Source organism: Nocardia sp. CC201C, from assembly GCF_030010695.1.
Classification (GTDB): Bacteria; Actinomycetota; Actinomycetes; order Mycobacteriales; family Mycobacteriaceae; genus Nocardia; species Nocardia otitidiscaviarum.
Genome location: NZ_JASCXP010000055.1, coordinates 1 through 25,230 on the forward strand (window position 1 = coordinate 1; position 25,230 = coordinate 25,230).

The window sequence follows — 25,230 nt, forward strand, 5'->3', positions numbered from 1 at the left end:
CACCGCGGCCGCCTGGGCGCGCTCCAGTTCGGTGAACTGGGCCGCGATCTCCTCGGGCGGTTCGCCGAGCACGTAGGTGCGGGTGCAGTCGGAGAAGTAGCCGGGTTCGACCGGGCCGCCGATATCGACGACCACCACGTCCCCGTCGGAGATCACCCGATCGGACACCTCGTGGTGCGGATCCGCGCCGTGCGGGCCGCTGCCCACGATCACGAAGGCGGCGCCGGTGTGGCCCTCCTCGACGATGGCGGCGGTGATGTCGGCGGCCACCTCGCGCTCGGTGCGGCCGACGCGCAGGAACTCGCCCATCCGCGCGTGCACCCGGTCGATGGCGGCGCCCGCGCGGCGCAGCGCGTCGATCTCGGTGGCGTCCTTGATCATTCGCAGCTGCCGCAGGATCGGGGTGGCCGAGACGGGCAGCTGGCCCAAGGTGTCGGTGACGGGCAGCAGGTGCAGGGCGGGCATGTGGTCGTCCACGGCGGTGCGCGCGCCGGCGTTCAGCACCGATTTCACCAGCGCGTACGGATCGACCCCGTCGGTCCAGTCGACCACCTGCAGGCCCAGTTCGCCCGCCGCCGAACCGCCCAGCGCGGCCAGTTCCAGCTTGGGGATGATCACCGACGGCGTCTCCCCGGACGCCGGAATCACCAGGCAGGTGAGCCGTTCGAACGACTGCGCCCGGGAACCGATCAGATATTGCAGGTCGGGGCCGGGGGTGATGAGCAGCGCGTCCAGATGGGCGGCGCGGGTCAACTCCGCCGCCCGCTCCAGTCGCGCTCCGTAGACGTCCGCTGTGAACCGTGACTCGTCGTGAGAGCTCATAGGGTTCGACGTTACCCGTGTCGCGACGCGACCTCGACACCGTCTGTCGGCGGCGGGCGGTAGCGTCTGGAGACCATGAGCAACCCCACCGGTCCGCTGCTGCTGCTCGACGGAGCCAGCCTCTGGTTCCGCGCGTTCTACGCCATCCCGGAGAAGATCACCGCACCCGACGGGCAGCCGGTGAACGCGCTGCGCGGGTTCACCGATATGGTCGCCGCGCTGATCAAACAGCATCGGCCGAGTCGGCTGACGGTCTGCCTGGATCTGGACTGGCGGCCGACCTTCCGGGTGGATCTGGTGCCCTCCTACAAGGCGCACCGGCTCGCCGACGCCGCCGATCCGGATGTCGAGGAGGTGCCCGACACCCTCACCCCGCAGGTCGACATGATCCTGCGGATGCTGGAGGCCGCCGGGATCGCCACCGCGGGCGCGGCCGGGCTGGAGGCCGACGACGTGATCGGCACCCTCGCCACCCGGGAGCGCGACAGCGAGGTGATCGTGGTGAGCGGCGACCGCGACCTCATGCAGCTGGTGCGCGACGATCCGGCGCCGCCGGTGCGGCTGTTCTACGTGGGTCAGGGGCTGGCCAAGGCACAGCTGTGGGGTCCGGCCGAGGTGGCGGCGAAATACGGTGTGCCCCAGCAGAACGCGGGTCCGGCCTACGCGGATATGGCGACCCTGCGCGGTGACGCCTCGGACGGGCTGCCCGGCGTGGCGGGCATCGGCGACAAGTCCGCCGCCACCCTCATCTCCCGATTCGGCTCACTCGAGGCGCTGCGCGCGGCGGTGGCCGATCCGGCCGCCGACCTGGCCAAGGGGGTGCGCGCCAAACTCGCCGCGGCCGACGACTATCTGCGGGCCGCGGCCCCGGTGGTGCGGGTGGTGCGCGACGCCGAGGTGGAGTTCTCCCGGCCGGACGCGCTGCCCGCGGCACCGGTCGATGCCGCCGCGCTGGACGGGCTCGCCGCCGCCTACAACGCCGAGAGCCCGATCAAACGCCTGGTGACCGCCATGCGCGCCAACGCCTGAGGGCCGGGTGCCGACTCGAGCGGGGCTCGTCCGCGCGGATCGCCCGCGCGATCCCGTCGCGGGGAGCTGGTTCCGGCACGGTGAGAGCCGGTCTCCCGCACCGGATAGCGCGCGAAACCGGCTCTCGTACCGGCGTCTTCGCGATCACGGTAGCCGCGATCGCCGCCGCGGGGACCGACCGTGCTCGATTCGATACCGTGCTCGATTCGACGCAGCCGCGATCGCCGCAGCCGCATCGCCTCAGCTGGGGCGGCCGACCTCGTAGGTGCCGTCCTCCTTGGTGACCTTGATGGTCACCTTCTTGTCCTCGCCGCCCACCTTCAGGGTGCAGTCGAAGGTGTTGTCGATCTCCACGTTCTGACCGGACGGGCAGCTGACGTCCTTGACGTCCTCGATGCCGTAGGAATCCTTCAGCACCTTCTGCACGCCGTTCTGCACGGCGTTGTTGTCCAGCTGATCCTTGGCGGTCAGGAAGAACACGCCGCCGATGACCGCGGCCACCACCACGACCGCGCCGACCACCGCGGCGATGATGACGCCGGTCTTCTTCTGCTGCGGCGGCTGTCCGCCCGGCCACGGCTGACCCGGCTGACCCGGCTGCTGCTGTTCCCAGCCCGGCTGGCCCTGCTGCGGCCACTGCGGCTGGCTCTGGCCCCACTGCTGCCCACCGGGCTGCTGCTGGTTCCAGTCGGTGCCGGACTGGCCCTGCTGCGGCCACTGCGGCTGGCTCTGCCCCCACTGCTGCCCACCGGGCTGCTGCGGCGGCTGGCCCCACTGTCCCGGGGGCTGCTGCTGATCGCCCCACTGCTGAGTGGGCGGCGCGGGCTGCTGCTGGCCGCCCCACTGCTGTCCGGGTACGCCGCCGGTCCACTGCTGAGTCGGGTCGTGACTACCCTGTCCTCCGCCCGGGGCGTCGTTCGGTCCGTACGGGCCGCTCATCTGCTTGCCTCCACTCGCGATCGTCGTACTCGAGGAATCAAAGCACAACCGTTGTCATCACGCCGCGTCCACCGCCACGACACCCCGCCGGATGGCGCGCACCGCCTTGGCCGCCGTGGCCGCCACCTCCTCATCATCGGCCGTATTGCGGATCTGGTCCAGCAGGTCGATCACCTGGCGGCACCAGCGCACGAAATCGCCCGCCGAGAGCGGATTCCCGCGATCGCCACTGGCCAGCAGCGCGTCCACCAGGTCGTCGCCGCGCGCCCAGGTGTGGATGCCCGACATGAACCCGAGGTCGGGTTCCCGCGTCGGCGACAGCTTGTGCCGGGCCTCGTCGGACCGCAGCCGCGACCACACCCCGATGGTGGCCTCCACGGCGCGGCGGCTGGGCGCGGTCGGACCGGACGCCCCGAGATAGCCGCCCTCCTGGCGGGATTCGTACACCAGGATGGACACCACGGCCGCCAGTTCGGCCGGTCCCAGCCCGCGCCACAGCCCCTGGCGCAGACATTCGGCCACCACCAGATCGGCCTCGGCGTAGATGCGCGCCAGCCGCCGCCCATCCGCGGTGACCTCGCCGTCGTCGACGTAGCCGCGTTCCTCGAGCAGGCCGACGATGCGGTCGAAGGTGCGGGCCAGGGAGTTGGTGGTGGCGGCGACCTGCTGGCGCATGGAGTCGGTCTCGCGCTGCACCCGGTTGTAGCGTTCGCCGATGCGCGCCAGCTGTTCCCGATCCGGGCGGGTGTGCGCGGGATGCGCGCGCAGCGCCCGCCGCAGCGACTGCAATTGCGCATCGTCGGCGGCGCGGGACTTCTTGCCGCCCTTGTGCCGCGGCACGGTGATTCCGGTGCTGCGCAGCGCCGACGCCAGATCGCGGCGCACCCGCGCGGTGCGGTGGTCGACGTGGCGGGGCAGCCGCAGGCGGCCCAGCGGTTCGGCGGGGGTCGGGAAATCGGCGGCCGAGATCCGGCCCGCCCATTTGTCGGCGGTGAGCACCAGCGGGCGCGGATCGCCCGGTGACGCATCGGGTTCCAGGATCACCGCGAGGCCGGAGCGCCGCCCGGTGGGAATGGCCACCACGTCGCCGCGCCGCAGCGAGCTCAGCGCGGACACCGCCGCCGAGCGGCGGTCGGTGCGGCCCTGCCGTTCGATGCTGCGCTCGCGTTCCCGAATGCGTTCGCGCAGTTGAAAATACTCCAGGAAGTCGTCGTCGCCGAGCTGGGAGCGCAGTTTGCGCAGCGTGCCCTCATTGCGTTCGATGCCACGCACCAGACCGACCACCGACCGGTCGGCCTGGAACTGGGCGAAGGACCGCTCCAGCAGCGCACGCGAATCCGCCGCGCCCATCCGGTCGATGAGGTTGATCGACATGTTGTAGCCGGGCCGGAAGGAGCTGCGCAGCGGATAGGTGCGGGTGGAGGCCAGACCGGCCACCGCACTGGTGTCCACGTCGGGGGTCCACATCACCACCGCGTGGCCCTCCACGTCGATGCCGCGCCGCCCGGCACGCCCGGTGAGCTGGGTGTACTCCCCCGGTGTCAGCTCCGCGTGGCTCTCGCCGTTGAATTTCACCAGCCGCTCCAGCACCACCGTGCGCGCGGGCATATTGATGCCCAGAGCCAGTGTCTCCGTGGCGAATACGGCCCGGACGAGGCCCTTCACGAACAGTTCCTCGACGGTGTGCCGGAAGGCGGGCAGCATGCCGGCATGGTGGGCGGCCAGGCCACGGTGCAGTGCCTCGCGCCACTCCCAGTAGCCGAGCACCTCCAGATCCGACTTGGGCAGATCCCCGGTGTGCTTCTCGATGATGGCCGTCACCTCGTCGGCGTCCCCGTCCCGGGACAGGTCCAGCCGGGAACGCAGGCACTGCGCCAACGCGCCGTCACACCCCGCCCTGCTGAAGATGAAGGTGATGGCGGGCAGCAACCCCTCCTCGTCGAGCCGCGCCAGCAGCTCCGGGCGCGGCAGCGGCCGGAACATGCGGCGGCCCCCGCCGCGCCCGCGGCCGCCGGGCACCGCCCAGCCCTCCATTCGGTCCACCGCCTCCCGGTGCCGGATGTAGCGCACCAGATCCTCGTCCACGAGCACCTTCTGATCGCTGGACTTGGTGTCGAACAGGTCGAACATGCGCCGCCCCACCATGACGTGCTGCCACAGCGGCACCGGCCGGGTCTCGTCCACGATCACCGCGGTGTCGCCGCGCACGGTCTCCATCCACGCGCCGAACTCCTCGGCATTGGAGACCGTCGCCGACAGCGAGACCAGGCGCACCTCGGGCGGCAGGTGCAGGATGACCTCCTCCCACACCGCGCCGCGGAACCGGTCGGCGAGGTAGTGCACCTCGTCCATCACCACGTAGGACAGGCCGTGCAGCGCGTCCGAACCGGCGTAGAGCATATTGCGCAGCACCTCAGTGGTCATGACCACCACGGGCGCGTCCGGATTGATGGACTGGTCACCGGTGAGCAGGCCGACCGCGTCGCGGCCGTGCCGCTCGGTGAGGTCGGCGAACTTCTGGTTCGACAGCGCCTTGATGGGCGTGGTGTAGAAGCATTTGCCCCCGGAGGCCAGCGCCAGGTGTACCGCGAATTCGCCCACCACGGTTTTGCCCGCGCCGGTGGGCGCGCAGACGAGGACGCTGTGCCCGCCCTCCAGGGCCTTGCACGCGTCCTCCTGGAACGGATCCAGGCTGAATTTCAGTTCGGCGGCGAATGCCGCCAGTTCGCCAGTGAGCGACCGATCTGCCACTCGTCAGAGGGTATCGGAGTAATCCGACGTCGAACGTATGGTTTTCTCCGGCGCGGCGACCGGATCGGGTGCGCCGACCGGTTCCGGGCGCTCGATCGCGCCTGGTCCGCCGCTCAACGGGGACGCCTGATCATCGGAGAGCGCGCCCCAGCTCTCGGCCTGTCGCGCCTTGCGCCTGTCGTTGAGCCGCGCGATCTGGACCGCCAGTTCGAACAGCACGGTCAGCGCGAAGGCCAGCGCCAGCATGGAGAACGGGTCCTGCGGGGTCACGATGGCCGCGAACACGAACAGACCGAAGATCATGCCGCGCCGCCACTTCACCAGCTTCTCGTAGGTGAGCACGCCGATGACATTGAGCCCGACGATGATGAGCGGTGTCTCGAAGCTGACACCGAAGATGATCAGCAGCTGGATGATGAAGCTGAAGTACTCCGTACCGCTCAACGCCGTGATCTGCACGTTGTCGCCGATTCCCATGAGGAATTCCAGCGCGTGCGCGACCACCCAGTAGGCGAGCACCGCGCCCGCGGTGAACAGCGTCGCGCCCGACGCCACGAAGGAGACCGCGTACTTGCGCTCCTTGGCGTACAGGCCCGGGGTGATGAAGGCCCACAGCTGGTACAGCCAGACCGGACTGGCCAGCACGATACCCGCGGTGAGGCCGACCTTCAGGCGCAGCATGAACTGCTCGAACGGTCCCGTGGCGAGCAGGCGGCATTCGCCGTCGGCGGTGAGCGCGGCGCGTTTGGCCGGGTCCAGCGCACAGTAGGGGCCGCGCAGGATATCGCCGAGGCTGTCCATCCAGAGGAAGGAGTGCGAGTACCACAGGAAACCGAGCACCGAGGTCAGCACCACCGCGAGGATGGACTTCAGCAGTCGGGACCGCAGCTCGTGCAGATGCTCGACCAACGACATGGTGCCGTCGGGATTCGTTCTACGCCGACTGCGCCGGGGGTCGAACGGAATGCGCATGGATGTGATGCCTCGCTGATCGCCTGGCGCCGGACCTGGACAGAACTCGCCCCGGGACGAGTTCCTCATCCCGGGCGTTACGACAGGGCGATTACGCCTTGTTCAGATCGGACTTGGGCTGCTGGACCGGCGTGCCGGGCTGCTGGGCGGCGGGCAGTTCCGGCGCGGGAGCCTGGGCCTGCGTGGTCTTGTCCTTGTCACCCTCGGACTGCATCTCGCTCATCTCGCTCTTGAAGATGCGCAGCGACCGTCCGAGACCCCGGGCCGCGTCCGGAAGCCGCTTGGCCCCGAACAGAACCAGGAACACCAACGCGATGATGATCCAGTGCGTCGCGCTCAATGAACCCATTCGACTTCCTCCAAACTCGTAGTCACCTGATGCTACCCGACCGGCATATGGCGAACCATTTGTCAACCCTGGTTCGACCGCTGGTCACCCGGATTTGCCCGGATGTTACCCGCGGCGATCCGACCCGCCGCCGCACCGAGTTCGGCCAGCAGTTCCGCACCCGACCAGGTGCGACGGTCGCCCTTCTCGGCGGCCGTGATGAGCTCGACGAGGCGCTGGTTCACCGGCGTCGGCATCCCGACGATCGTGCCCAGGCTCACGATTTCACCGCTCAGCCAGGCGATTTCGGTGCTGCGCCCGGCGGCCAGATCATCGGCCATGGAGGAGCGCGCCACCGGGTCCACCGCCAGCACCGTGCCCGCCACCCGGGTGAAAACGGCATCGGGGACGGTCAGCAGCCGCGCCATCAGCTCCGGCGGCAGCGCGGTGAGCCGGGCCGGGCGAATGCGGGCGCGGGCCATGGCGCGCAACGCCTCCCGCTGCGCCAGCGCCAGACAGCGCCGGTAGTCCCGCTGGGCCAGCTGCTCGCGCAGCGGACGGCCGGACAGCGCGTTGATCGGGTTGTTCAGGTTGAGCAGCAGCTTCGCCCACTGCACCGGCAGCAGGTCCGGATAGCGGCGCACCCCCAGCCGGGAGCGGTCCAGCACCGGCCGGAGGCGGTCCAGGGCCGGATCGTCGGCGACGGCGATACCGCCCGCCGTGCCGCGATGGAAGCGGCCGCCGCCGTGGTGCACCACATTGAACATGACCATGCCCGGCAGCACCACGCAGGTGGGCAGCAGCTCGCGGATGACCGTGTCGTTGCCGATACCGTTCTGCAGGCTCACCACCACCGTGCCGGGGGCCAGCCGTCCCACCAATTCGCTTGCGGCCGAGGCGGTATCTCGCGACTTCACACAGATCAGCACCAGATCCACGGCATCGACGCCGGCGGTGGAGGCGGCGGTGCGGAAGGCGTCCGGCGCGACCCGCTCGTCGCGTCCGTCCAGATCGGTGAGCCGCAGGCCGGAGGCCCGCAGCTCGTCGAGCATGCGGGGGCGGCCGACGAAGGTGACATCGGCCCCGGCGGCGGCCAGCGCGCCGCCCACATAGCTACCGATACTGCCCGCGCCGAGCACCAGCACACGACATGTCACCGGGACCGACCTCCTCACACCTGTCCTGGCCACGCTATCCGGCGTCGGCCAGTGCGGCGTAGGCGGCCAGCGCCGCACTCGACCGGTCCCGCACCGCGCTCACCAGATCCGGCGGCCCCAGCACGGTGACGCCGGAACCGAAACCGAGCAGCAGCCGGGCCATCCAGTCCAGGGTGGCGAAACGCATGGTGGCCTCGACACTGCCGTCCGGGTGCGTCGTCACCCGGTGCATCGGATACTGATCCAGCACCCACGCGTAGTCGGCGTGAATCCGCAGGCGCGCCAACGGAACCGCGGGATCGTCCACGAACAGGTTCAGCCCCGCGGACTCGTCGGTGGCGTCCACCGGCGGGTGGGCGGGCTCGTCGAGTTCGGTCGCCTCCTCGATGCGGTCCAGGCGGAACAGGCGCACGCCCTCGGCCTGGCGGCACCAGGCCTGCAGATAGGAGTTGTTGTCCACCAAAACGATTCGAATGGGGTCGACCACCCGCTCGGAGACCACGTCGCGGCTGGCCGAGTAGTAGACCAGGCGCAGCGCGCGATTGCGGGCCAGCGCCGAGCGGACGGTGGCCACCGCGGGGGCCTCCACCGGCGCGGCGGCGCGAATCTCGGCCTCCCGCCCGGAGATCGCGGACTCGATCTTGGCGGTGGCGGAGTGCGCGGCGCTCGGATCGACCATGCCCGGCAGGTCCGCGATCGAGCGCAACGCCACCAGCAGGGCCGTCGCCTCGGTGGAGGTCAGGCGCAGCGGGCGGTCGATGCCCGCGGAGAAGGTGACCTCGATGCTCTCCTCGGAGAAGGACAGGTCGATGAGGTCACCCGGACCGTACCCGGGCAGACCGCACATCCAGAGCTGATTCAGATCGCTCATCAGCTGCTTGGTGGTGACCCCCAGCTCGGCGGCGGCCTCGGCGGCGCTGATCCCCGGATTCGCCAGGAAGTACGGCACCATGTTCAACAGCCGCGACAGCCGCACCGACAGTCGGCTCCCGGTGACTTTGGGACTGCTCACGCCGTGACCTCCGTCTGTTCCAGCACCGACCGGAGGCGGCCGATCACCGTGTCGCGCAACTCTTCCGGGGCCAGGACCAGGGCGTCGGGGCCGAGGCCGGTGAGCAGGCGGGCCAGCCAGTCGCGGGAGCGGACCGGCACCTCCACCACCGAGCCGGGGCGGCCGCCGATCTCGCGCTCCTCCATGGTCGCGCCGAGGCGGCGGATCTCCTGACCGCGCCCCTTGGCCACCCACACGGTGGCGGAACCGGTGATCGGGGCCTGGCTGGTCACCCGGGTCACGATCTCGCGCAGATCGACGTTCTCGGGCTTGTGCACCGCGTTGACCGGCCCGTAGGGGGTGACCTGCTCGCCGATCCGGGAGATCCGGAAGGTGCGCACATCGTCGCGGGCGTTGTCGTGGCCGACCAGGTACCAGCGGCCGTGCTGGGTCACCACACCCCAGGGCAGCACATCGCGCTCGATGTACTCGTCGCCGCTGGTGCGATGCGGGAACCGCACCGCCTGTCCGGCGTCGATGGCGGCCAGCAGCCTGCCCAGCACCGGTTCCGCGCCGCGGGTGCGCGCCGGCACCGCGGGCACCGACGCCACCCCGTTCTCGGGTTCGACGTGCACCCCGGCCGCGCGCAGCTTCAACAGCGCGCCCTCCACGGCGGTCGCCAGTTCGGGGGATTCCCACAACTGCACGGCCACCGCGACGGCCGCGGCTTCCTCGCGGGTCAGATCGATATCGGGTAGTTCGTAGGCATCCCGGTTGATGCGGTAGCCCTCCACGCTGGAGAACCGGCTGACCGGACCGATCTCGAGGGGTATGCCCAGATCGCGCAGCTCGTTCTTGTCCCGCTCGAACATCCGGCTGAACGCCTCGTCACTCGCGGACTCCTCGTACCCCGCCACCGATTCCCGAATCCGCTCGGCGGTCAGGAACTGGCGCGTCGACAGCAGCGCGATAACCAGATTCATCAACCGCTCGACCTTGGATATCGCCACGGGTTAGAGGGTAATCGGCCCTACCGTGATCGCGCGCGCGGGACCACGGTACGGCGCGGTCACGCGATCAACTCCACCCGGCACGGCAGTCCGGGCGCCTTGCTGAGCTTGGCATCGGACGTGAGCAGTGGGAGGTCCAGACGTGCCGCCAACGCGGCGTAGAGCGCGTCATAGAACGTCACGGTATGGCGCAGCTTCCACGCTTCGACAGACAACCACCCTCGGTGCGCGTAGCGCTCGTCCACCAGCATCGTCGACATACGCATCCCGGTCAGTGCGGTCCGCTTGCCGATAAGGCCCGTTCGTTCGCTCTACGCAGGTCGCTGCCCACCTCGGCATCGATTAGACGCGGCGCCTGGCACATCGATTCAGCGATCATCCGAGCCGTCGCCACTCCGGCGGCATCGTTGCGCAGGAACGCGTCGACCATGGCCGACGCGTCCACAACATACTCGTCAGTCACCCCGCAACTCCCGCAGCGCCTCGAGAATGGAATCACCGTCGGCACCGGGGCCGGGATCACGTTCCAAGGACTCTCTGATGGCCGCGAGCGCCTCGGATTTGGTAGGCCGCCGCGCCAAGGTGATCAATTCTCGCCGCATGTATGCCTGCAGCGACATCCCGGCTGCCGCGGCGCGGCGGCGAAAAACCTCCGCGTCCTCGTCGGGGAGATCCCGAATCTGAAGGGTGGCCACAGCGCGATAGTAGCGCTACGGCCACCACCGGACGGTGTGATCGCTACATCGAGGCGATGAGCCGGTCCACGCGCTCGTCGACCGAACGGAACGGGTCCTTGCACAGCACGGTGCGCTGCGCCTGGTCGTTGAGCTTGAGGTGGACCCAGTCGACGGTGAAATCGCGGCCCGCCTCCTGGGCGGCGGTGATGAAATCGCCGCGCAGTTTGGCGCGGGTGGTCTGCGGGGGCGTGGTGACCGCCGCGTCCACGGCGTCGTCCTCGGTCACCCGCTTGGCCAGGCCCTTGCGCTGCAACAGGTCGAACACACCGCGACCGCGCTTGATGTCGTGGTAGGCCAGGTCCAGCTGGGCGATCTTGGGGTCGGACAGCTCCATGCTGTAGCGGTCCTGGTAGCGCTGGAACAGCTTGCGCTTGATCACCCAGTCGATCTCGGTGTCGACCTTGGCGAAGTCCTGCGCCTCGACGGCGTCGAGGGTGCGGCCCCACAGATCCACCACGGCGTCCACCTGCGGATCGCGTTCGCGGTTGCGTAGATGTTCGACCGCGCGGGCGTAGTACTCGCGCTGGATGTCCAGCGCGGACGCCTGCCGCCCGCCCGCCAGCCGCACCGGGCGGCGACCGGTCAGATCGTGGCTCACCTCGCGGATGGCGCGAATCGGATTGTCCAGCGCGAAGTCTCGGAACGACACCCCCGCCTCGATCATCTCCAGCACCAGCGAGGCCGTGCCCACCTTCAGCATGGTGGTCGGCTCCGCCATATTGGAGTCGCCGACGATGACGTGCAGCCGCCGGTACTTCTCCGCGTCGGCGTGCGGCTCGTCGCGGGTGTTGATGATGGGCCGGGAGCGGGTGGTGGCCGAGGAGACGCCCTCCCAGATGTGCTCGGCGCGCTGCGACAGGCAGAACGTGGCCGCCTTGGGCGTCTGCAGCACCTTGCCCGCACCGCAGATGAGCTGGCGGGTCACCAGGAACGGCAGCAGCACATCGGAGATGCGGGAGAATTCACCGGCCCGCACCACCAGGAAGTTCTCGTGGCAGCCGTAGGAGTTGCCCGCCGAGTCGGTGTTGTTCTTGAACAGGTAGATGTCCCCGCCGATCCCTTCCTCCGCCAAGCGCTGCTCGGCGTCGATGAGCAGATCCTCGAGGACCCGCTCGCCGGCCCGGTCGTGGGTGACCAGCTGCACCAGGCTGTCGCATTCGGCCGTCGCGTACTCCGGGTGGGAGCCGACATCGAGGTAGAGCCGGGCACCGTTGCGGAGGAACACGTTCGAGCTACGGCCCCAGGAAACCACCCGGCGGAACAGATACCGGGCCACCTCGTCAGGGCTCAACCGACGGTGACCGTGGAACGTACACGTCACCCCGAATTCGGTCTCGATCCCCATAATTCGTCGCTGCACACCATCGACATTACAGCGAGAGACAGCCGCGCAAGGGCGGTCGAACGATCCCGATGCATACGTCTTGACAACGATTCAGCACGGAATGCAACGCCGCATCCCCTGCGAGCAGCCATAAAACAAGCCCCCGTCGCACTCTGCTGCGCAGCGTGCAAAGGGGGCCGTTTTCGTCTCTGGTCGAATCGAATTGCTACGGGTTCGACGGATCTCCCGCCGACGGTTTCTCGGCCGCGTCGGCCGAGGTCGACTCGCTGGTTCTACCGGTGATCACATCCTGGAGAGTCGCCGCCGGAATGCGGCGGAACGCCCGCCGGGGCCGGGCTTGCTCCAGGGTTGCCACCTCCAGGGATCCGACGCCGAGCGGCTTGCGATCCTTTTCGGCCTCGGGCGCGCCCTTCTGCAGTGCCTGCAATGCCACACCCATTGCCGAGTGCAGATCCAGGCCGGGTCGATAGGACGCCTTGAGAGCGGTCTGGATGGGTTCGGTATTGCCGCCCATGACCACGAATTCCCGCTCGTCGACTATCGAACCGTCGAAGTTGATCCGGTACAGCACCGCATCCGGATCCTGCTCCGGATAGCCGACCTCGCCGATGCAGATCTCCACCTCGAACGGCTTGAGCTGATCGGTGAAGATGGACCCCAGCGTGGAGGCGTACATATTGGCCAGCGCCCGGCCGGTCACATCCCGCCGGTCGTACTGGTAGCCGCGCAGGTCGGCCTGCAGAATGCCGCCCCGGCGCAGATTCTCGAACTCGTTGTACTTGCCGACCGCGGCGAACCCGACCCGGTCGTACAGCTCACTCACCTTGTGCAGGGTCGCCGAGGGGTTCTCGGCGACGAACAGCACGCCCTTGTCGTACACCAACACCACGACACTGCGGCCGCGAGCGATGCCCTTGCGCGCAAGCTCGGTCTTGTCGCGCATGATCTGTTCGGCCGACGCGTAGTACGGCAGTGTCATGCTTCGCCGCTCCCTTCAGCGGCCGCCGCGACGCGATCGTCCACGATGGCCCGCGTAATCTCTGCCAGCCGGTCCTCGGTCACTTCCGCCGCGCCCTCGGCATCGATGGTGATGGCCGTGGGGTAGATCCCGCGCATGGTGTCCGGGCCGCCGGTGGCGGTGTCGTCATCGGCCGCGTCGAACAGCGACTCGACCGCGATGCGCAGCGCTCGTTCCTGGTCGAGGCCGCGGCTGTAGGTCTTCTTCAGCGACGATTTGGCGAACAGCGAACCCGAGCCCACGGCGGTGTACCCGAACCGCTCCTCGCTGCGTCCGCCCACCACGTCGTAGGACACGATGCGCCCGGCCCGATCGGGGTCCAGCGCGGACGGATCGAAGCCCACCAGCAGCGGCACGACCGCCAGGCCCTGCAACGCCGCGGGCAGATTGTCGCGCACCATCTTCGACAGCTTGTTGGATTTGCCGTCGAAGGTGAGCGGGACGCCCTCGATCTTCTCGTAGTACTCGAGCTCCACGGCGAAGAGCCGGATCATCTCGATCGCCATACCCGCGGTGCCCGCGATCCCGGCCGCCGAGTACGAGTCGGTGATGTATACCTTCTCGATATCCCGGCTGGCCAGCAGATTGCCCTGGGTGGCGCGCCGGTCACCGGCGATCACCACCCCGCCGCGGTAGGAGACCGCGACGATGGTGGTGCCGTGCGGTGCGAAATCCGACGGCGCGACACCGCTGGTGTGCCCGCCGTCGGACCGGAACTTGTTGGCGGGCAACAGTTCCGGCGCGTTCACTCGCAGATATTCGGAGAAGGAGGAGAGGGCGTACCCCGTGTGGAGACGCAAGGGGTCACCCGCTGTCACTGGCCGCCCTTCTGAACGTAGGCGCGCACGAAGTCTTCCGCGTTCTCCTCGAGGACGTCATCGATCTCGTCGAGCAGGTCGTCGGTGTCCTCCGCCAGCTTCTCGCGGCGCTCCTGTCCCGCTCCCCCGTCGACGGGGCCCTCGTCCTCGTCGCCGCCACCGGCGCGCTTGGTCTGCTCTTGTGCCATAGCAGCCGACCTCCTCTGTACTGATCATCGGCGAGAACGGACGTTCGAAACCGATCTCGTCCCACAACACTACCCAGCCGAGACGACATCATGCGGGATTCGCCCGCAATGTGCCCCGGCCGCAACACCCGCGCAATACCTGATTTCGCTCCCGGCGAAACTCAGTGGGTGAGCTGATCCACCAGCTCGGCGGCGGTGTGCGCGCTGTCGAGCAGCGTGCCGACATGCGATTTCGTCCCCCGGCGCGGTTCCAGGGTGGGAATGCGCACCAGCGAATCCCCGCCGAGGTCGAAAATCACCGAATCCCAGCTGGCGGCGGCGATATCGGCCCCGAAGCGGCGCAGGCACTCGCCCCGGAAGTAGGCCCGGGTATCGGTGGGCGGATTGGTCATGGCGTCGGTGACCTGCTGTTCGGTCACCAGCCGCCGCATGGAGCCGCGCGCCACCAGGCGGTTGTAGAGCCCCTTGTCCAGCCGCACATCCGAGTACTGCAGGTCCACCAGGTGCAGTTTCGGCGCCGCCCAGCCCAGCCCCTCGCGATTGCGAATCCCTTCCAGCAGGCGCAGTTTCGCGGTCCAGTCGAGCAGGTCGGCGGTTTCCATGGGGTCGCGCTCGAGCAGGTCCAGCACGTGCGCCCACTTGTCGATGACATCTGTGACGCGCGGATCGTCGTTGCCGATGCGGTCGTTGTACTTCTCCACCCGGTCCAGGTAGATCCGTTGCAGCGCAAGGCCGGTCAGCTCGCGGCCGTCGGCGAGGGCGACGGTGGCGCGCAGGCTGGGGTCATGGCTGATGGTGTGCACCGCGGTGACCGGGCGGGCCAGTTGCAGATCGGACAGGTCCTCCCCCGCCTCGATGAGGTCCAGCACCAGCGCGGTCGAGCCGACCTTGAGGTAGGTGGACCACTCCGAGAGGTTGGCGTCGCCGATGATGACGTGCAGACGGCGGTATTTGTCGGCGTCGGCGTGCGGTTCGTCGCGGGTGTTGATGATGCCGCGCTTGAGGGTGGTCTCCAGCCCGACCTCCACCTCGATGTAGTCGGCACGCTGGGACAGCTGGAATCCGGGCTGGTCACCGGACTGGCCGATACCCACCCGCCCGGAGCCGCACACCACCTGACGGGAGGCGAAGAACGGGGTGAGACCCAGGATGATCTGATTGAACGGCGTGTCCCGGTTCATCAGGTAGTTCTCGTGGGTGCCGTAGGAGGCCCCCTTGCCGTCCACATTGTTCTTGTAGAGCTGCATGCGGGGTGCGCCGGGCACGCTGGAGGCGTAGCGGGCGGCGGCCTCCATGACGCGCTCGCCGGCCTTGTCCCAGATGACCGCGTCCAGCGGATCGGTCACCTCGGGGGCGGAGTATTCCGGGTGGGCGTGGTCGACGTAGAGGCGAGCCCCGTTGGTGAGGATCATATTGGCCGCGCCCACCTCGTCGGCGTCGATCACCGGCGCGGGCCCGTTGAGCCTGCCCAGGTCGAAGCCACGAGCGTCGCGCAACGGGGATTCCACCTCGTAATCCCAGCGGGTGCGCTTGGCGCGCGGCACGCCCTCGGCCGCGGCGTAGGCGAGCACCGCCTGGGTGGAGGTGAGAATCGGGTTGGCCGACGGCTCCGTAGGCGTGGAAATGCCGTACTCGACCTCGATTCCGATGATGCGCTGCATGGGAACGAGCCTAGGCGACACCGGGCGGAATCGGGTGCGCCCGGGGCGAGTGCGGTGTCACGCGGGCCGGAGCGCGGCGGGCGCGACCACCGCACGACGGACCCGGCTCGGGGTGGTCCACGACTCGAGTCGTAGCCGTGGTCATCCCTGTGGGCGACGCGCCGCGACCGGGGTGTTCGGGAGAATTCCCGCATGCCCGAACCGGTTTCCGCTCCGAGTACCGCGGCGTCCGCGACCAGCGCGCGACCCGCCGACCGACCCACCGCACCGCAGCCGTCCAGCCGGGTGGCCGCGCTGGACGTGCTGCGCGGAATCGCCATCCTCGGCACCCTCGGCACCAATATCTGGATCTTCACCGACCCGGCGGGCCTGCTCGGCTATCTCCAGGGCACCGAGGCCGCGAACACCGCCTGGATGTGGACCGAACGTGTGCTCCAGCAGGTGGCGCAGGGCAAATTCCTGGGGCTGCTCACCATCATGTTCGGCATCGGGCTGGCTATCCAGCAGCGATCGGCGGCGCGGGCCGGTCGGCCCTGGCCCGGCAAGTATCCGTGGCGGGCCCTGCTGCTGTTCGTCGACGGTCTGCTGCACTTCCTTTTGTTCACCGAGTTCGACGTGCTCATGGGCTATGCCGTCACCGGCCTGGTGGTGGCCTACATCCTGGCCACCAGCCCGCGCGCACAGCGCCGCTGGCTGCTGTCCACGGCGGCCGTCCACCTGACCTTCCTGGCCCTCGCCGCACTGGCGCTGCTGTTCGCGCCGCGGTCGGACTCCGGGCCCACCGAGCCACTGGATCCGAATCCCTACGCGGACGGGTCGTTCTGGGATCTGGTGGTGTTCCGCTGGGAGCATCTGCTGCTGTTCCGGCTGGAGACCATCATCATCTTCCCCATGTCCATCGCCCTGTTCCTGGTGGGCGCGCGGCTGTTCCAGGCCGGTCTGTTCACACCCGAGGGCGGGCGAATCCGCAAGTGGCTCATGATCATCGGCGCGGTGGCCGCACCACTGGACATGGGCCTGGGCGTCTTCGGCGGCGGAGATCTGATCCTGATCACCCGCTATGGGATCGCGCCGTTCGTGGCGCTCGGCATCCTGGGGCTGGTGGCCTGGTTCTACCGGAACCGGCCGCGCCCCGGCTGGGTCGGGCGGCGGTTCGGTGAGGTCGGCCGGATGGCGCTGAGCTGCTACATCCTCCAGAATGTGGTGGCGTCGACCATCTGCTACGGCTGGGGGCTGGGGCTGGCCGCCCGGGTCTCCGCCGACGCCCGGGTGCCGTTCACCATCGCGGTCTACCTGGGGGTCGCCGCGGCCATGCTGGTGTTCGCGCACCTGTGGCTGCGCCGGTTCGACCGCGGACCGGTGGAGTGGCTGTGGAACGCCTGCTACCGCGCGATCGCCGAACGCGGCAGCGCATCGGCAACCAGGTAGCGAATACCACCGTGTCCTTGTCCTGACCGGCCGTCGGGGGCGGGCAGGATGACGGCATGTCCGTACTCGCCGCGGCCGCGGACCCCACCCGGTCGGCCATTCTGTCGCTGTTGCAGATCGCGCTGGTCACCGTGCTCGCCACGGTGCTGGCCCGGCTGGCCCGCGGCTACGTGCCGGATGTGGTGCTGCTGCTGGGTTTCGGCGTGCTGATCGGGCCGCACGTCCTGGATTGGGCCGGGACCGCGGGCGGGGTCGACCTGGTCGCCCAGCTCGGGCTGGGCATGCTGTTCCTGCTGGCGGGCTACGAACTCGATCCGCAGGTGCTGCGCGGCCGATCCGGTCCCGCGGCCTGGCTCACCTGGGTGGCGAGCCTGGTGCTGGCCACCCTGGTGGTGACCCTGGCGGCCCCCGAGGTCGGTTTCACCGCGCATGTGGCGGTCGCCATCGCCATGACCTCCACCGCGCTGGGCACGCTGCTGCCGATCCTGAAACAGGCCGGCATGCTCGACTCCGCGCTGGGCCGGGCCGTGCTGCGACACGGCGCGGTCGGCGAACTGGGGCCGATCCTGGCCATGTCGCTGCTGCTGTCCAGCCGCAACCCGCTCGCGGCGGTGGTGGTGCTGGTGCTGTTCGCCATCGCGGCCGCGCTGGTGGCGGCGGTGCCACGGCGGCTGCTGGCCCGCATTCCGGATCTGCGCGGGCTGCTGGTCGAACTCGGCGGCGGCACCGTGCAGCTGCCGGTGCGCACGGTGCTGTTGCTGCTGTTCACGCTGATGGCCATTGCCGAGGTGTTCGATCTGGATGTGGTGCTGGGCGCGTTCGCGGCGGGTATGATCCTGCGCACGCTGGTGCGCGAGGCCGATCCCCGGCTCGAAAACCAGTTGAACACCTTGGGTTTCGGTTTCCTGATCCCGGTGTTCTTCGTGGTGTCCGGGATGGGCATCGATCCGGCCGCCATCGCCGGGAACCCGCTGCACTGGGCGCTGTTCGTGGTGTCCATCGCGGTGGCGCGCGGCGGGCCGGTGTGGTTGGCCGAACGCTGGTTCGACCACGGCGGCAACCTGACCTCCGGCCGGGAGCGCGCACAGCTGGCCCTGTACTCGGCGACCGGTCTGCCCATCATCGTCGCCGTCACCGAGGTCGCGACCGCGGCCGACCTCATGACCGACGAACTGGCGTCGCTGCTGGTGGCGGCGGGCGCGGCGACGGTGCTGCTGTTCCCGCTGGCGGCCCGGATGGTGGATCGGCGACCGGTGGCGGCCGACTGAGCCGACCGCTGTCGACGGCGACCGCGTGTCAGCTCGCGTGCTGCGCTTCGGCCCGCGAGATCAGGTCGGCGACCAGGCTGTCGCGGGTCAGCGGCACGTCCAGGCTGCGGGCGTTGCCCTCCAGCAGGGCCAGCACCGATTCGGTGAGAATGCCCTCGACCTGTTCGGAGGTCAGGGTGGAGGCGGGGTCGGCGCGCCAGCTGTTCACCACGCCGTCCACGAAGCCGATGATCCCGAACGCCGTGGGGCGCGCGCGATTCGCGTCGATCCCCCAGCGGGTGAGGGTGGTGGCGAACAGGTCGGCGAGTTGTCCGCCGATGCGGTCGCGGGCGCCGGCCATGGCCCGGGAGGCGTCCCCGGCGGTATCGGCGGCGATGAGGAAGCGGTGCAGGTTCCGGTGCCGCTCGACCCAGCCCACGTAGGTGCCGACCGCACCGCGCACGGCGTCGCGCAGGGTGCCGTCCGGGCGCAGGCGCGGAAGCAGTTCGGCGAGCAGCGATTCCAGGATGTGGCGGCGGATCTGCTCGTCCAGGTCGGCGCGGCCGTCGAAGTGCCGGTACACCACCGGGCGCGGTACCCGCAGCCGGTCGGCGATCTGCTGCACCGAGATCTCCACGCCGTGCTCGGAGATCACCGCGAGGGCGGCGTCGAGCATATCCGCGCGGCGGCGGGCCTTGTGACCGTTCCAGCGGGTGCTGCGGCCGTCCGCCGCGCGGGAGGTATCGTTCGCGCCGGTCTTGGTCATCAATTCACCTTAGCGCGCCGCCGCGCTGCCCGAGACGGCCTGTCTCACACATCACGGAGTCCGAGCAGATCGGCCATGGTCTCCACCGCGTAGTCGAAGAACGCCGCCGCCGGGTCCATACTCCCGACCAGTTGACCGTTGAGTTCGAAGCTCACCGCGCCGAACAGCTGGGTCCAGGCCACCACCGTCCGGGCCAGCGCGGGCGCGGGCACCCCCGGGGTGAACCGGTCGGCGAGGGCACCGATCTGTTCGGCCAGTAGCGGGTCGAGGTGCTCGTCGGGAACCGCGAGAGTGCCCGCCGCCCACGCCCGTTCGACAATGCCGAGCACCGCGAGGGGTACCCGCGCGGCCGGGTCGACGGTGGTCTGCGGGGCCGCGTAACCGGGTACCGGGGAACCGTAGAGCAGTGCGTATTCGTGCGGATGCGCACGCCCCCACTCGCGCACCGCGTGCGCCGCCGCCCGCCATTGCGCGCGCGGGTCGTCCGCCCGCGCCACCGCGGTTTCGACGCTCGCGCCGATGGTGTCGTACGCCTCGATGAGCAGCGCGGTGAGCAGATCGTCGCGGCTCGGGAAGTACCGGTACAGCGCCGAGGACACCATGCCGAGTTCGCGCGCGATGGCGCGCAGCGACAACGCGGCGGCACCGGATTCGGCGAGTTGGCGGCGGGCGGCATCGGTGATCTCGCGGGTGATCTCGGCGCGGGCCCGGGCGCGGGCGGTCCTGGGTGCACTCATACGCAACAGTGTGCCACGGTTCGGAGCGCTGCAACATTTCGAGAGCACTGCTCTTGACAGTGCGGCAACCCCGCGTGCACACTGATCACATCAGAGAGCACCGCTCTCAAGAGTTGACGCTCGTGCAGCAGACAGGGACACGTCATGAACGACACCGCCGCCAACCGCCACATCGGCCCCTCCGGACTCGACCCGCTCGTGAACCGACTCGCCACCCGGCTGAGCAAACTCGGCATCAGCGTGGCCGGGTCCCGCCTGCTGGCCGTGCGCGGCCGCACCAGCGGCGAATGGCGCACCGCCACCGTCAACCCGCTGACCACCCCCGACGGTTCGCGCTACCTGGTCGCCCCGCGCGGCCACACCCAGTGGGTGCGCAACCTGCGCGTCGCGGGCGGCGGGGAACTGCGGCTCGGACGCCGGACGGAGGTGTTCACCGCCGCCGAGGTCGCCGATGCCGACAAGATCCCGGTGTTGCGGCTGTACCTGCGGAAGTGGGGCTGGGAGGTCGGCCGGTTCTTCGAGGGTGTCACCAAGGACGCCACCGATGCCGAATTGGCCGCCATCGCACCGGGTTTCCCGGTCTTCCGGATCGAATCCTGATCCGGCGCCGTCCACGCGCCGGGTGGGCTGTCCGACGGGTTCGCGCCGAACGGTAGTTTCATCCGCTGAGTCGGGATTGTCGTGAGCGGTGGGTGTCGGAGGTTGTGCGCGGTGGTCGAACCACAGGTGGCCATTGCGGGGTACCTCCGAGAGCGCCGCGAGGCATCGGGTCTCACCCGCGCCGAACTGGCCCGCCGCGCCGGGGTGTCCGCCGCGCTCATCCAGAAGCTCGAACAGGGCACCCGACCACCCACGTCCACGGCGCTCGGCGCGCTGTTCGACGTGCTACAGGTACCGGAGGTGTATCGGGCGTACGCCGTCGAGGTGCTGCAACCCACCGCGGCCGTCCCGACCGGCCCGGCGCCCCGGCCCACCCCGGTGGAACTCGACTTCCTGCACAGCCTGCCGCATCCGGCCTGCTACCACCTCGCACCCACGCTGGACCTGATCGCCGCGAACGACGCGTATACGCGGGCGTTTCCGGGGCAGGAGCCGGGCACCAACATCATGACCTGGATGCTGCTGGACCCGCGCGCCCGCCTGGTCCTCGAGGACTGGGAGCGGGAGGCGCACATCATGGTCCAGTCCTTCCGGCACATGGCCCCGGGACTCACGCCGCCGGAACGCATCGCGCAGGTCACCCGGCAGTGCGAGGGGTCCCCGGACTGGGAGCGGCTGTGGTCGACCGATATTCCGCCCGCCGCGATGAACTGGCGACCGGTCCGCATCCGCCCGCCCGAGGGCGGCGACTGGACGCCCATGCACGTGCAGGTATTGCGCTGCGATCTGCCGCGCCGGGGGTGGTGGCTGTATTCGATGGTCCCTATCGCGGAGGCGTCACGATAGCCACGGGCACGTTGACCGGTACACCATGTCTCACTAACCTGTGTATGTAACGGCTTGTATCGGAAACTTCGAGTTCGGAGAGCTGTCATGGGCAATGAGGCCACCCTTCTCCCCCGCGATTCGTTCGCGCAGCGCCTGCTGAGCGGATCGGCGAAGAAGTCCTACGACCCGGTGGTGGACCTGGATTGGGACGCCCCGCTCGACCCCGAGAAATTCTTCCTGCCACCCGAGGTCGTATCGCTCTACGGCACCGAACTCTGGGCGGCGCTGAGCCCGGCGCAGCGCCGCGAACTGTCCCGCCAGGAGTTGGCCAATGTGCTGTCGGTCGGGATCTGGTTCGAGAACCTGCTCAACCGCCTGCTGCTGCGCGAACTCATGAACGGCGACCCCACCTCCCGGCAGTCGCACTACACCCTCACCGAGATGGGTGACGAATGCCGCCACATGATGATGTTCGGCAAACTCGTCGACCGCATCGAGGCCCGCCCGTACTGGCCCAATGCCGGTGGGCGGGTGGCGATCTCCGGCTTGCAGCTGTTCCTGCGCGGGTCCATGGTGTGGGTGGGTGCGCTGGTGGGCGAGGAGATCTTCGACGCCGTGCAGCGCCGCACCCTCGACGATCCCGAACTGCAACCACTGGTGGCGCGGGCCATGCGGGTACACGTCACCGAGGAGGCGCGGCATATCGGATTCGCCCGCGACGCCCTGGCGCGGCGGGTCGGCTCCATGTCGAAGGCCGAACTCGCCTACACCCGGCTGTGTGTCGCGGTGGCCGCGCCGCTGTTCGTCCATCTGCTGACCAATCGACACATGTACGAGCGGGCCGGACTGGACGGGCGCGCCGCCCGTCGGATCGCCCGCGAGAACCCGTACGCCAAGCGCACGCTCGGCGCGGGCGCGGCGAACCTCGCCGGATTCCTGGACAAGCACGGGCTCATCGGCCCGATCGGCAAGGCGATCTGGCGACGCCGGGGGCTGATGGCATGAGCGAACCCGAAATCGTCATCGTCGGTGCGGGTTTCGGGGGTATCGGCACCGCCATCGAACTGCGGCGGGCCGGATTCGAGGATTTCGTCATCCTGGAGAAGTCGGCCGAGGTCGGCGGAACCTGGTGGGAGAACACCTATCCCGGCTGCGCCTGCGATGTCATGTCACTGCTCTACTCGTTCTCCTACGCGCCCAATCGGGAGTGGACGCGGCTGTTCGCCCGCCAGGACGAGATCCTCGACTACCTGAAACGCACCGTGGACCGGTTCGGGCTGCGCGAGCGGCTGTGGCTGCGCGCCGAGGTGACGGCCCTGGATTTCGACGACGACGCCGACCGCTGGGAGGTGCGCCTCGCCGATGGGACACGGTTCCGGCCGCGGTTCGTGGTGCTGGCGGCCGGGCCGCTGCACATACCCGCCGTCCCCGACTTTCCGGGGCGGGACACGTTCGGCGGCACGAGTTTTCACTCCGCGCGCTGGGATCGTGACTTCGATCCCGCCGGGCAGCGCATCGCGGTGATCGGCACCGGTGCCAGTGCGGTGCAGTTCGTGCCGGAGATCGCACGCGACGCCGCGCGGGTGTCGGTGTTCCAGCGCACCCCGCACTGGGTGATCCCGAAACCGGATCGGGCGCTGTCGACGTGGGAGCGGCGGATGTTCCGGCTGGTGCCGGGGACCCAGCGGCTGTACCGGTGGGTCACCTACTGGGGTTACGAGTCGTCGATCGTGGGCTTCCTGCGGCCGGAGGTCATGCGGCGGTTCGAGTTCCTGGCGCGCGGGCACCTGCGCCGCCAGGTGCGCGATCCCGAGCTGCGGCGGCGGCTCACCCCCGCGTACCGCTTGGGCTGCAAGCGGATTCTGGTGTCCGACGACTACTACCCCGCGCTACAGCGGGAGAACGTCGAATTGGTGACCGACCAGATCGACCGGATCGACCCGACCGGTATCACCACGGCCGACGGGGTGCACCGGGAGTTCGACGCCATCGTCTACGGCACCGGGTTCCAGGTCGCCGACCGGTTCGCCGAGCAGCATGTGGTGGGCGCGAACGGTCGTTCCCTGCGCGACGCATGGCAGAGCGGAATGGAAGCGTTCCTCGGGGTCGCCGTGCACGGCTTCCCCAATCTGTTCCTCATCATGGGACCGAATTCCGGCGGCGGCAATCAGTCCATCGTGTTCATGATCGAGGCGCAGGCCCGCTATATCCGGCAGTGCCTGGAGTCGGCGCGGCGCAATGGCAGCACGCGGGTGGAGGTGCGGGCCGGGACCCAGCACGAGTTCAACCGCAGGATCCAGGCGAAACTGGCGGGCACCGTCTGGAATTCGGGCGGCTGCGACAGCTGGTATCTCGACGAGCACGGGGTGAACCGGGCGGCGTGGCCGGGATCCAGCGTCTCCTACTGGCGCACGCTGCGCCGCCCGAATCTCGGGCATTTCGATCTCACCGTGCCCGCCGATCGCGAACCGGCGCACGAGTATTCGGGTCCGGCCCTACTGGACGCGCCCGGAATGGAGCTGCCGGTGACCGTCACGCTCGGCGGCTATCCCGATCCGATCGACGGGCGGTATCACTGGTACGGGCGGATCAGCGCCACCCCGGGGACGGAATTGCCCGACCCCGGCCGGGCCCGGGTATATCTGGCGCTGCCAGGGCGGGAGCCGGTGCCCGCCCGACTCGAGGAACGGGATCCCTGGGGAAATCTACGCATCGCCGGGACTGGCGAACCGCCATTTCCGCTGGAACCGGTGGCGGCCGAGCACATCTGACCGGCACCCGCCTGGCAACGGCATGCGGCCCGGACCGCGATACCGGGCAGCGGACGCGCGGACGACGTAGGCGCGGGTGCCGAACTGTGCGGGCCACCCGGCTTCGAGAATCCGCGGATGGTGGCACGGCGCGGATTCTCGTCGCGTGTGCCCCGACCCGTTGTCAGAGCAGCGTGGTGAGCGAGTCCTGGTCGCGGGCGACGACGGCGCGACCGTCGGCGGTCAGCACGATCGGGCGCTGGATCAGCCGCGGATGCTCGGCCAGGGCGGTGATCCAGCGGTCACGGTCGGCGGGGGTGCGGCCCCAGCTCGAGACGCCGAGTTCCTTCGCCTGCGCCTCGGCGGTGCGGGTGATGTCCCACGGTTCCAGGCCGAGTTTCGCCAGCACCGCGCGCAGCTCCGCCGCGGTGGGCGGATTGTCGAGGTACCGGCGTTCCACGTAATCGCCGCCGGCGGCATCGAGCACCGCCTTCGCCGCCCGGCTCTTCGAGCACTGCGGGTTGTGCCAGATCTCGGTCTGTTCGGCTGCCATGGGTCCCGAGCCTAACCGGTGCTCACAGCCAGTCCACCACCCAGCGGTAGGGGCGCATCCAGTACAGCGGGCCGGGCGGGACCGGGTGGCCCCAGCGCTGCTCGGCGTGCTGCACGGCGGCCAGCGCCGGCGGTGGCGGGGTGCCCTCGAAGATCTCGTGAATGTGGCGACGCCAGGTATTGAGCATGGGGCCGATCGCGTCGAGGTCCTGCGCGAAGGCGAAATCGAGGCAGCGCGACATCAGGGCGTCGACGGCATTCGCGGAGGTGATCGGGTCGCCGGTGCCCAGCGAATGCAGGAACGCCTCGATGAGCGCGTAGGCGACGGCGTCGTGGACGGAGGTCTGACCGTTCTCCAGCGCCCAGATGCCCAAATAGGTCGGGCCGCTGTTGTCGGTCCACACCGCGTGCGCCTCCGCCACCCGGTCGTCGAAGATGAGCGCGGTCAGCAGGCCCAGCACCGATTTCGCCATGATGAGCGGATCGGGCTGTCCGGCCTCCAGCGCGTCGTCGATCAGTGCGCGGAACGCGGAGGCTGCCAATTGCGCCCGGCCCG

The 25,230-nt window shown here is 69.3% G+C and carries 27 protein-coding genes; 7 read left to right on the forward strand and 20 right to left on the reverse strand.

The annotated features are described in order from the left end of the window. A partial coding sequence (locus tag QK444_RS08760) for a Xaa-Pro peptidase family protein (RefSeq protein WP_282778818.1) occupies positions 1-822 on the reverse strand: 822 nt, incomplete at its 3' end. 75 nt (positions 823-897) lie between these two features. On the opposite strand from QK444_RS08760, the gene QK444_RS08765 reads away from it, so the two are divergent. Then, positions 898-1,851, forward strand: a complete 954-nt coding sequence (locus QK444_RS08765; RefSeq protein WP_282778820.1) for a 5'-3' exonuclease — start codon at positions 898-900, stop codon at positions 1,849-1,851. Positions 1,852-2,091: 240 nt separating this feature from the next. Here QK444_RS08765 and QK444_RS08770 read toward each other — a convergent pair whose 3' ends face one another. From QK444_RS08770 to dop, 15 genes are all read right to left on the reverse strand, one after another. Beyond that, a complete protein-coding gene (locus QK444_RS08770; protein ID WP_282778822.1) occupies positions 2,092-2,790 on the reverse strand; it encodes a DUF4333 domain-containing protein in 699 nt (232 codons plus the stop codon). A gap of 57 nt (positions 2,791-2,847) precedes the next feature. Then, a complete protein-coding gene (locus QK444_RS08775; protein ID WP_282778824.1) occupies positions 2,848-5,541 on the reverse strand; it encodes an RNA helicase in 2,694 nt (897 codons plus the stop codon). 3 nt (positions 5,542-5,544) lie between these two features. Then, entirely contained in the window at positions 5,545-6,513 is a 969-nt protein-coding gene (gene tatC, locus QK444_RS08780) for a twin-arginine translocase subunit TatC (protein WP_282778826.1), read from the reverse strand. Positions 6,514-6,604: 91 nt separating this feature from the next. Then, positions 6,605-6,862: a Sec-independent protein translocase subunit TatA gene (gene tatA / locus QK444_RS08785; RefSeq protein ID WP_029927968.1), complete on the reverse strand. Its 258-nt coding sequence runs from the start codon at positions 6,860-6,862 to the stop codon at positions 6,605-6,607. Between the two features lie 62 nt (positions 6,863-6,924). Beyond that, the gene (locus tag QK444_RS08790; protein ID WP_282778827.1) at positions 6,925-7,998 is read right to left on the reverse strand and encodes a 2-dehydropantoate 2-reductase; all 1,074 of its coding nucleotides are present in this window, start codon (positions 7,996-7,998) and stop codon (positions 6,925-6,927) included. A 34-nt stretch (positions 7,999-8,032) separates the two neighbouring features. After that, positions 8,033-9,010 (reverse strand): YafY family protein, encoded by a 978-nt coding sequence (locus QK444_RS08795; protein WP_282778828.1) that lies wholly within the window; start codon positions 9,008-9,010, stop codon positions 8,033-8,035. Further along, a complete protein-coding gene (locus QK444_RS08800; protein ID WP_143980819.1) occupies positions 9,007-9,999 on the reverse strand; it encodes a YafY family protein in 993 nt (330 codons plus the stop codon). Before QK444_RS08800 ends, QK444_RS08795 begins: the two co-directional genes overlap by 4 nt. A 59-nt stretch (positions 10,000-10,058) precedes the next feature. Then, entirely contained in the window at positions 10,059-10,265 is a 207-nt protein-coding gene (locus tag QK444_RS08805; protein WP_282778830.1) for a PIN domain-containing protein, read from the reverse strand. 5 nt (positions 10,266-10,270) lie between these two features. Beyond that, positions 10,271-10,462, reverse strand: coding sequence for a hypothetical protein (locus QK444_RS08810; protein ID WP_282778832.1), 192 nt, complete (start codon positions 10,460-10,462; stop codon positions 10,271-10,273). Beyond that, entirely contained in the window at positions 10,455-10,694 is a 240-nt protein-coding gene (locus tag QK444_RS08815) for an antitoxin (RefSeq protein WP_282778833.1), read from the reverse strand. Before QK444_RS08815 ends, QK444_RS08810 begins: the two co-directional genes overlap by 8 nt. A 43-nt stretch (positions 10,695-10,737) precedes the next feature. Continuing rightward, the gene (pafA, locus tag QK444_RS08820) at positions 10,738-12,096 is read right to left on the reverse strand and encodes a Pup--protein ligase (RefSeq protein WP_029927975.1); all 1,359 of its coding nucleotides are present in this window, start codon (positions 12,094-12,096) and stop codon (positions 10,738-10,740) included. Positions 12,097-12,286: 190 nt separating this feature from the next. Continuing rightward, complete coding sequence (gene prcA / locus QK444_RS08825) at positions 12,287-13,060, reverse strand: proteasome subunit alpha (RefSeq protein WP_282778835.1); 774 nt, start codon at positions 13,058-13,060, stop codon at positions 12,287-12,289. After that, entirely contained in the window at positions 13,057-13,917 is an 861-nt protein-coding gene (prcB, locus tag QK444_RS08830; RefSeq protein ID WP_282778837.1) for a proteasome subunit beta, read from the reverse strand. Before prcB ends, prcA begins: the two co-directional genes overlap by 4 nt. After that, positions 13,914-14,105 carry a ubiquitin-like protein Pup gene (locus QK444_RS08835; protein ID WP_029927979.1) on the reverse strand — a complete coding sequence of 64 codons (192 nt, stop codon included), beginning with the start codon at positions 14,103-14,105 and terminating at the stop codon, positions 13,914-13,916. Before QK444_RS08835 ends, prcB begins: the two co-directional genes overlap by 4 nt. A gap of 161 nt (positions 14,106-14,266) precedes the next feature. Further along, positions 14,267-15,766, reverse strand: coding sequence for a depupylase/deamidase Dop (dop, locus tag QK444_RS08840; protein WP_039814479.1), 1,500 nt, complete (start codon positions 15,764-15,766; stop codon positions 14,267-14,269). 192 nt (positions 15,767-15,958) lie between these two features. Here dop and QK444_RS08845 point away from each other — a divergent pair, with 192 nt between their 5' ends. Next, positions 15,959-17,194, forward strand: coding sequence for a DUF418 domain-containing protein (locus tag QK444_RS08845; protein WP_282778838.1), 1,236 nt, complete (start codon positions 15,959-15,961; stop codon positions 17,192-17,194). Between the two features lie 56 nt (positions 17,195-17,250). Next, positions 17,251-18,462, forward strand: a complete 1,212-nt coding sequence (locus tag QK444_RS08850) for a cation:proton antiporter (protein WP_282778839.1) — start codon at positions 17,251-17,253, stop codon at positions 18,460-18,462. Positions 18,463-18,490: 28 nt separating this feature from the next. Here QK444_RS08850 and QK444_RS08855 read toward each other — a convergent pair whose 3' ends face one another. Further along, positions 18,491-19,207 carry a TetR/AcrR family transcriptional regulator gene (locus QK444_RS08855; protein ID WP_039814483.1) on the reverse strand — a complete coding sequence of 239 codons (717 nt, stop codon included), beginning with the start codon at positions 19,205-19,207 and terminating at the stop codon, positions 18,491-18,493. Between the two features lie 44 nt (positions 19,208-19,251). Then, a complete protein-coding gene (locus QK444_RS08860; RefSeq protein WP_282778842.1) occupies positions 19,252-19,944 on the reverse strand; it encodes a TetR/AcrR family transcriptional regulator in 693 nt (230 codons plus the stop codon). A gap of 144 nt (positions 19,945-20,088) precedes the next feature. On the opposite strand from QK444_RS08860, the gene QK444_RS08865 reads away from it, so the two are divergent. The 4 genes from QK444_RS08865 to QK444_RS08880 all read left to right on the forward strand — a co-directional run bounded on the left by QK444_RS08865 (position 20,089) and on the right by QK444_RS08880 (position 24,143). After that, positions 20,089-20,544 (forward strand): nitroreductase/quinone reductase family protein, encoded by a 456-nt coding sequence (locus QK444_RS08865; protein ID WP_282778844.1) that lies wholly within the window; start codon positions 20,089-20,091, stop codon positions 20,542-20,544. A gap of 111 nt (positions 20,545-20,655) precedes the next feature. Continuing rightward, positions 20,656-21,390: a helix-turn-helix domain-containing protein gene (locus QK444_RS08870; protein WP_282778846.1), complete on the forward strand. Its 735-nt coding sequence runs from the start codon at positions 20,656-20,658 to the stop codon at positions 21,388-21,390. An 87-nt stretch (positions 21,391-21,477) separates the two neighbouring features. Continuing rightward, positions 21,478-22,377 (forward strand): diiron oxygenase, encoded by a 900-nt coding sequence (locus QK444_RS08875; RefSeq protein WP_282778848.1) that lies wholly within the window; start codon positions 21,478-21,480, stop codon positions 22,375-22,377. Continuing rightward, positions 22,374-24,143 (forward strand): DUF4873 domain-containing protein, encoded by a 1,770-nt coding sequence (locus QK444_RS08880; RefSeq protein ID WP_282778850.1) that lies wholly within the window; start codon positions 22,374-22,376, stop codon positions 24,141-24,143. Before QK444_RS08875 ends, QK444_RS08880 begins: the two co-directional genes overlap by 4 nt. A 163-nt stretch (positions 24,144-24,306) precedes the next feature. Here the strand turns inward: QK444_RS08880 and QK444_RS08885 are convergent, their stop codons facing one another. Both QK444_RS08885 and QK444_RS08890 read right to left on the reverse strand, forming a co-directional pair. After that, positions 24,307-24,675 carry an arsenate reductase family protein gene (locus QK444_RS08885; protein ID WP_282778852.1) on the reverse strand — a complete coding sequence of 123 codons (369 nt, stop codon included), beginning with the start codon at positions 24,673-24,675 and terminating at the stop codon, positions 24,307-24,309. Between the two features lie 22 nt (positions 24,676-24,697). After that, on the reverse strand, positions 24,698-25,230 hold a 533-nt coding region (locus QK444_RS08890; protein ID WP_282778853.1), incomplete at its 5' end, for a hypothetical protein.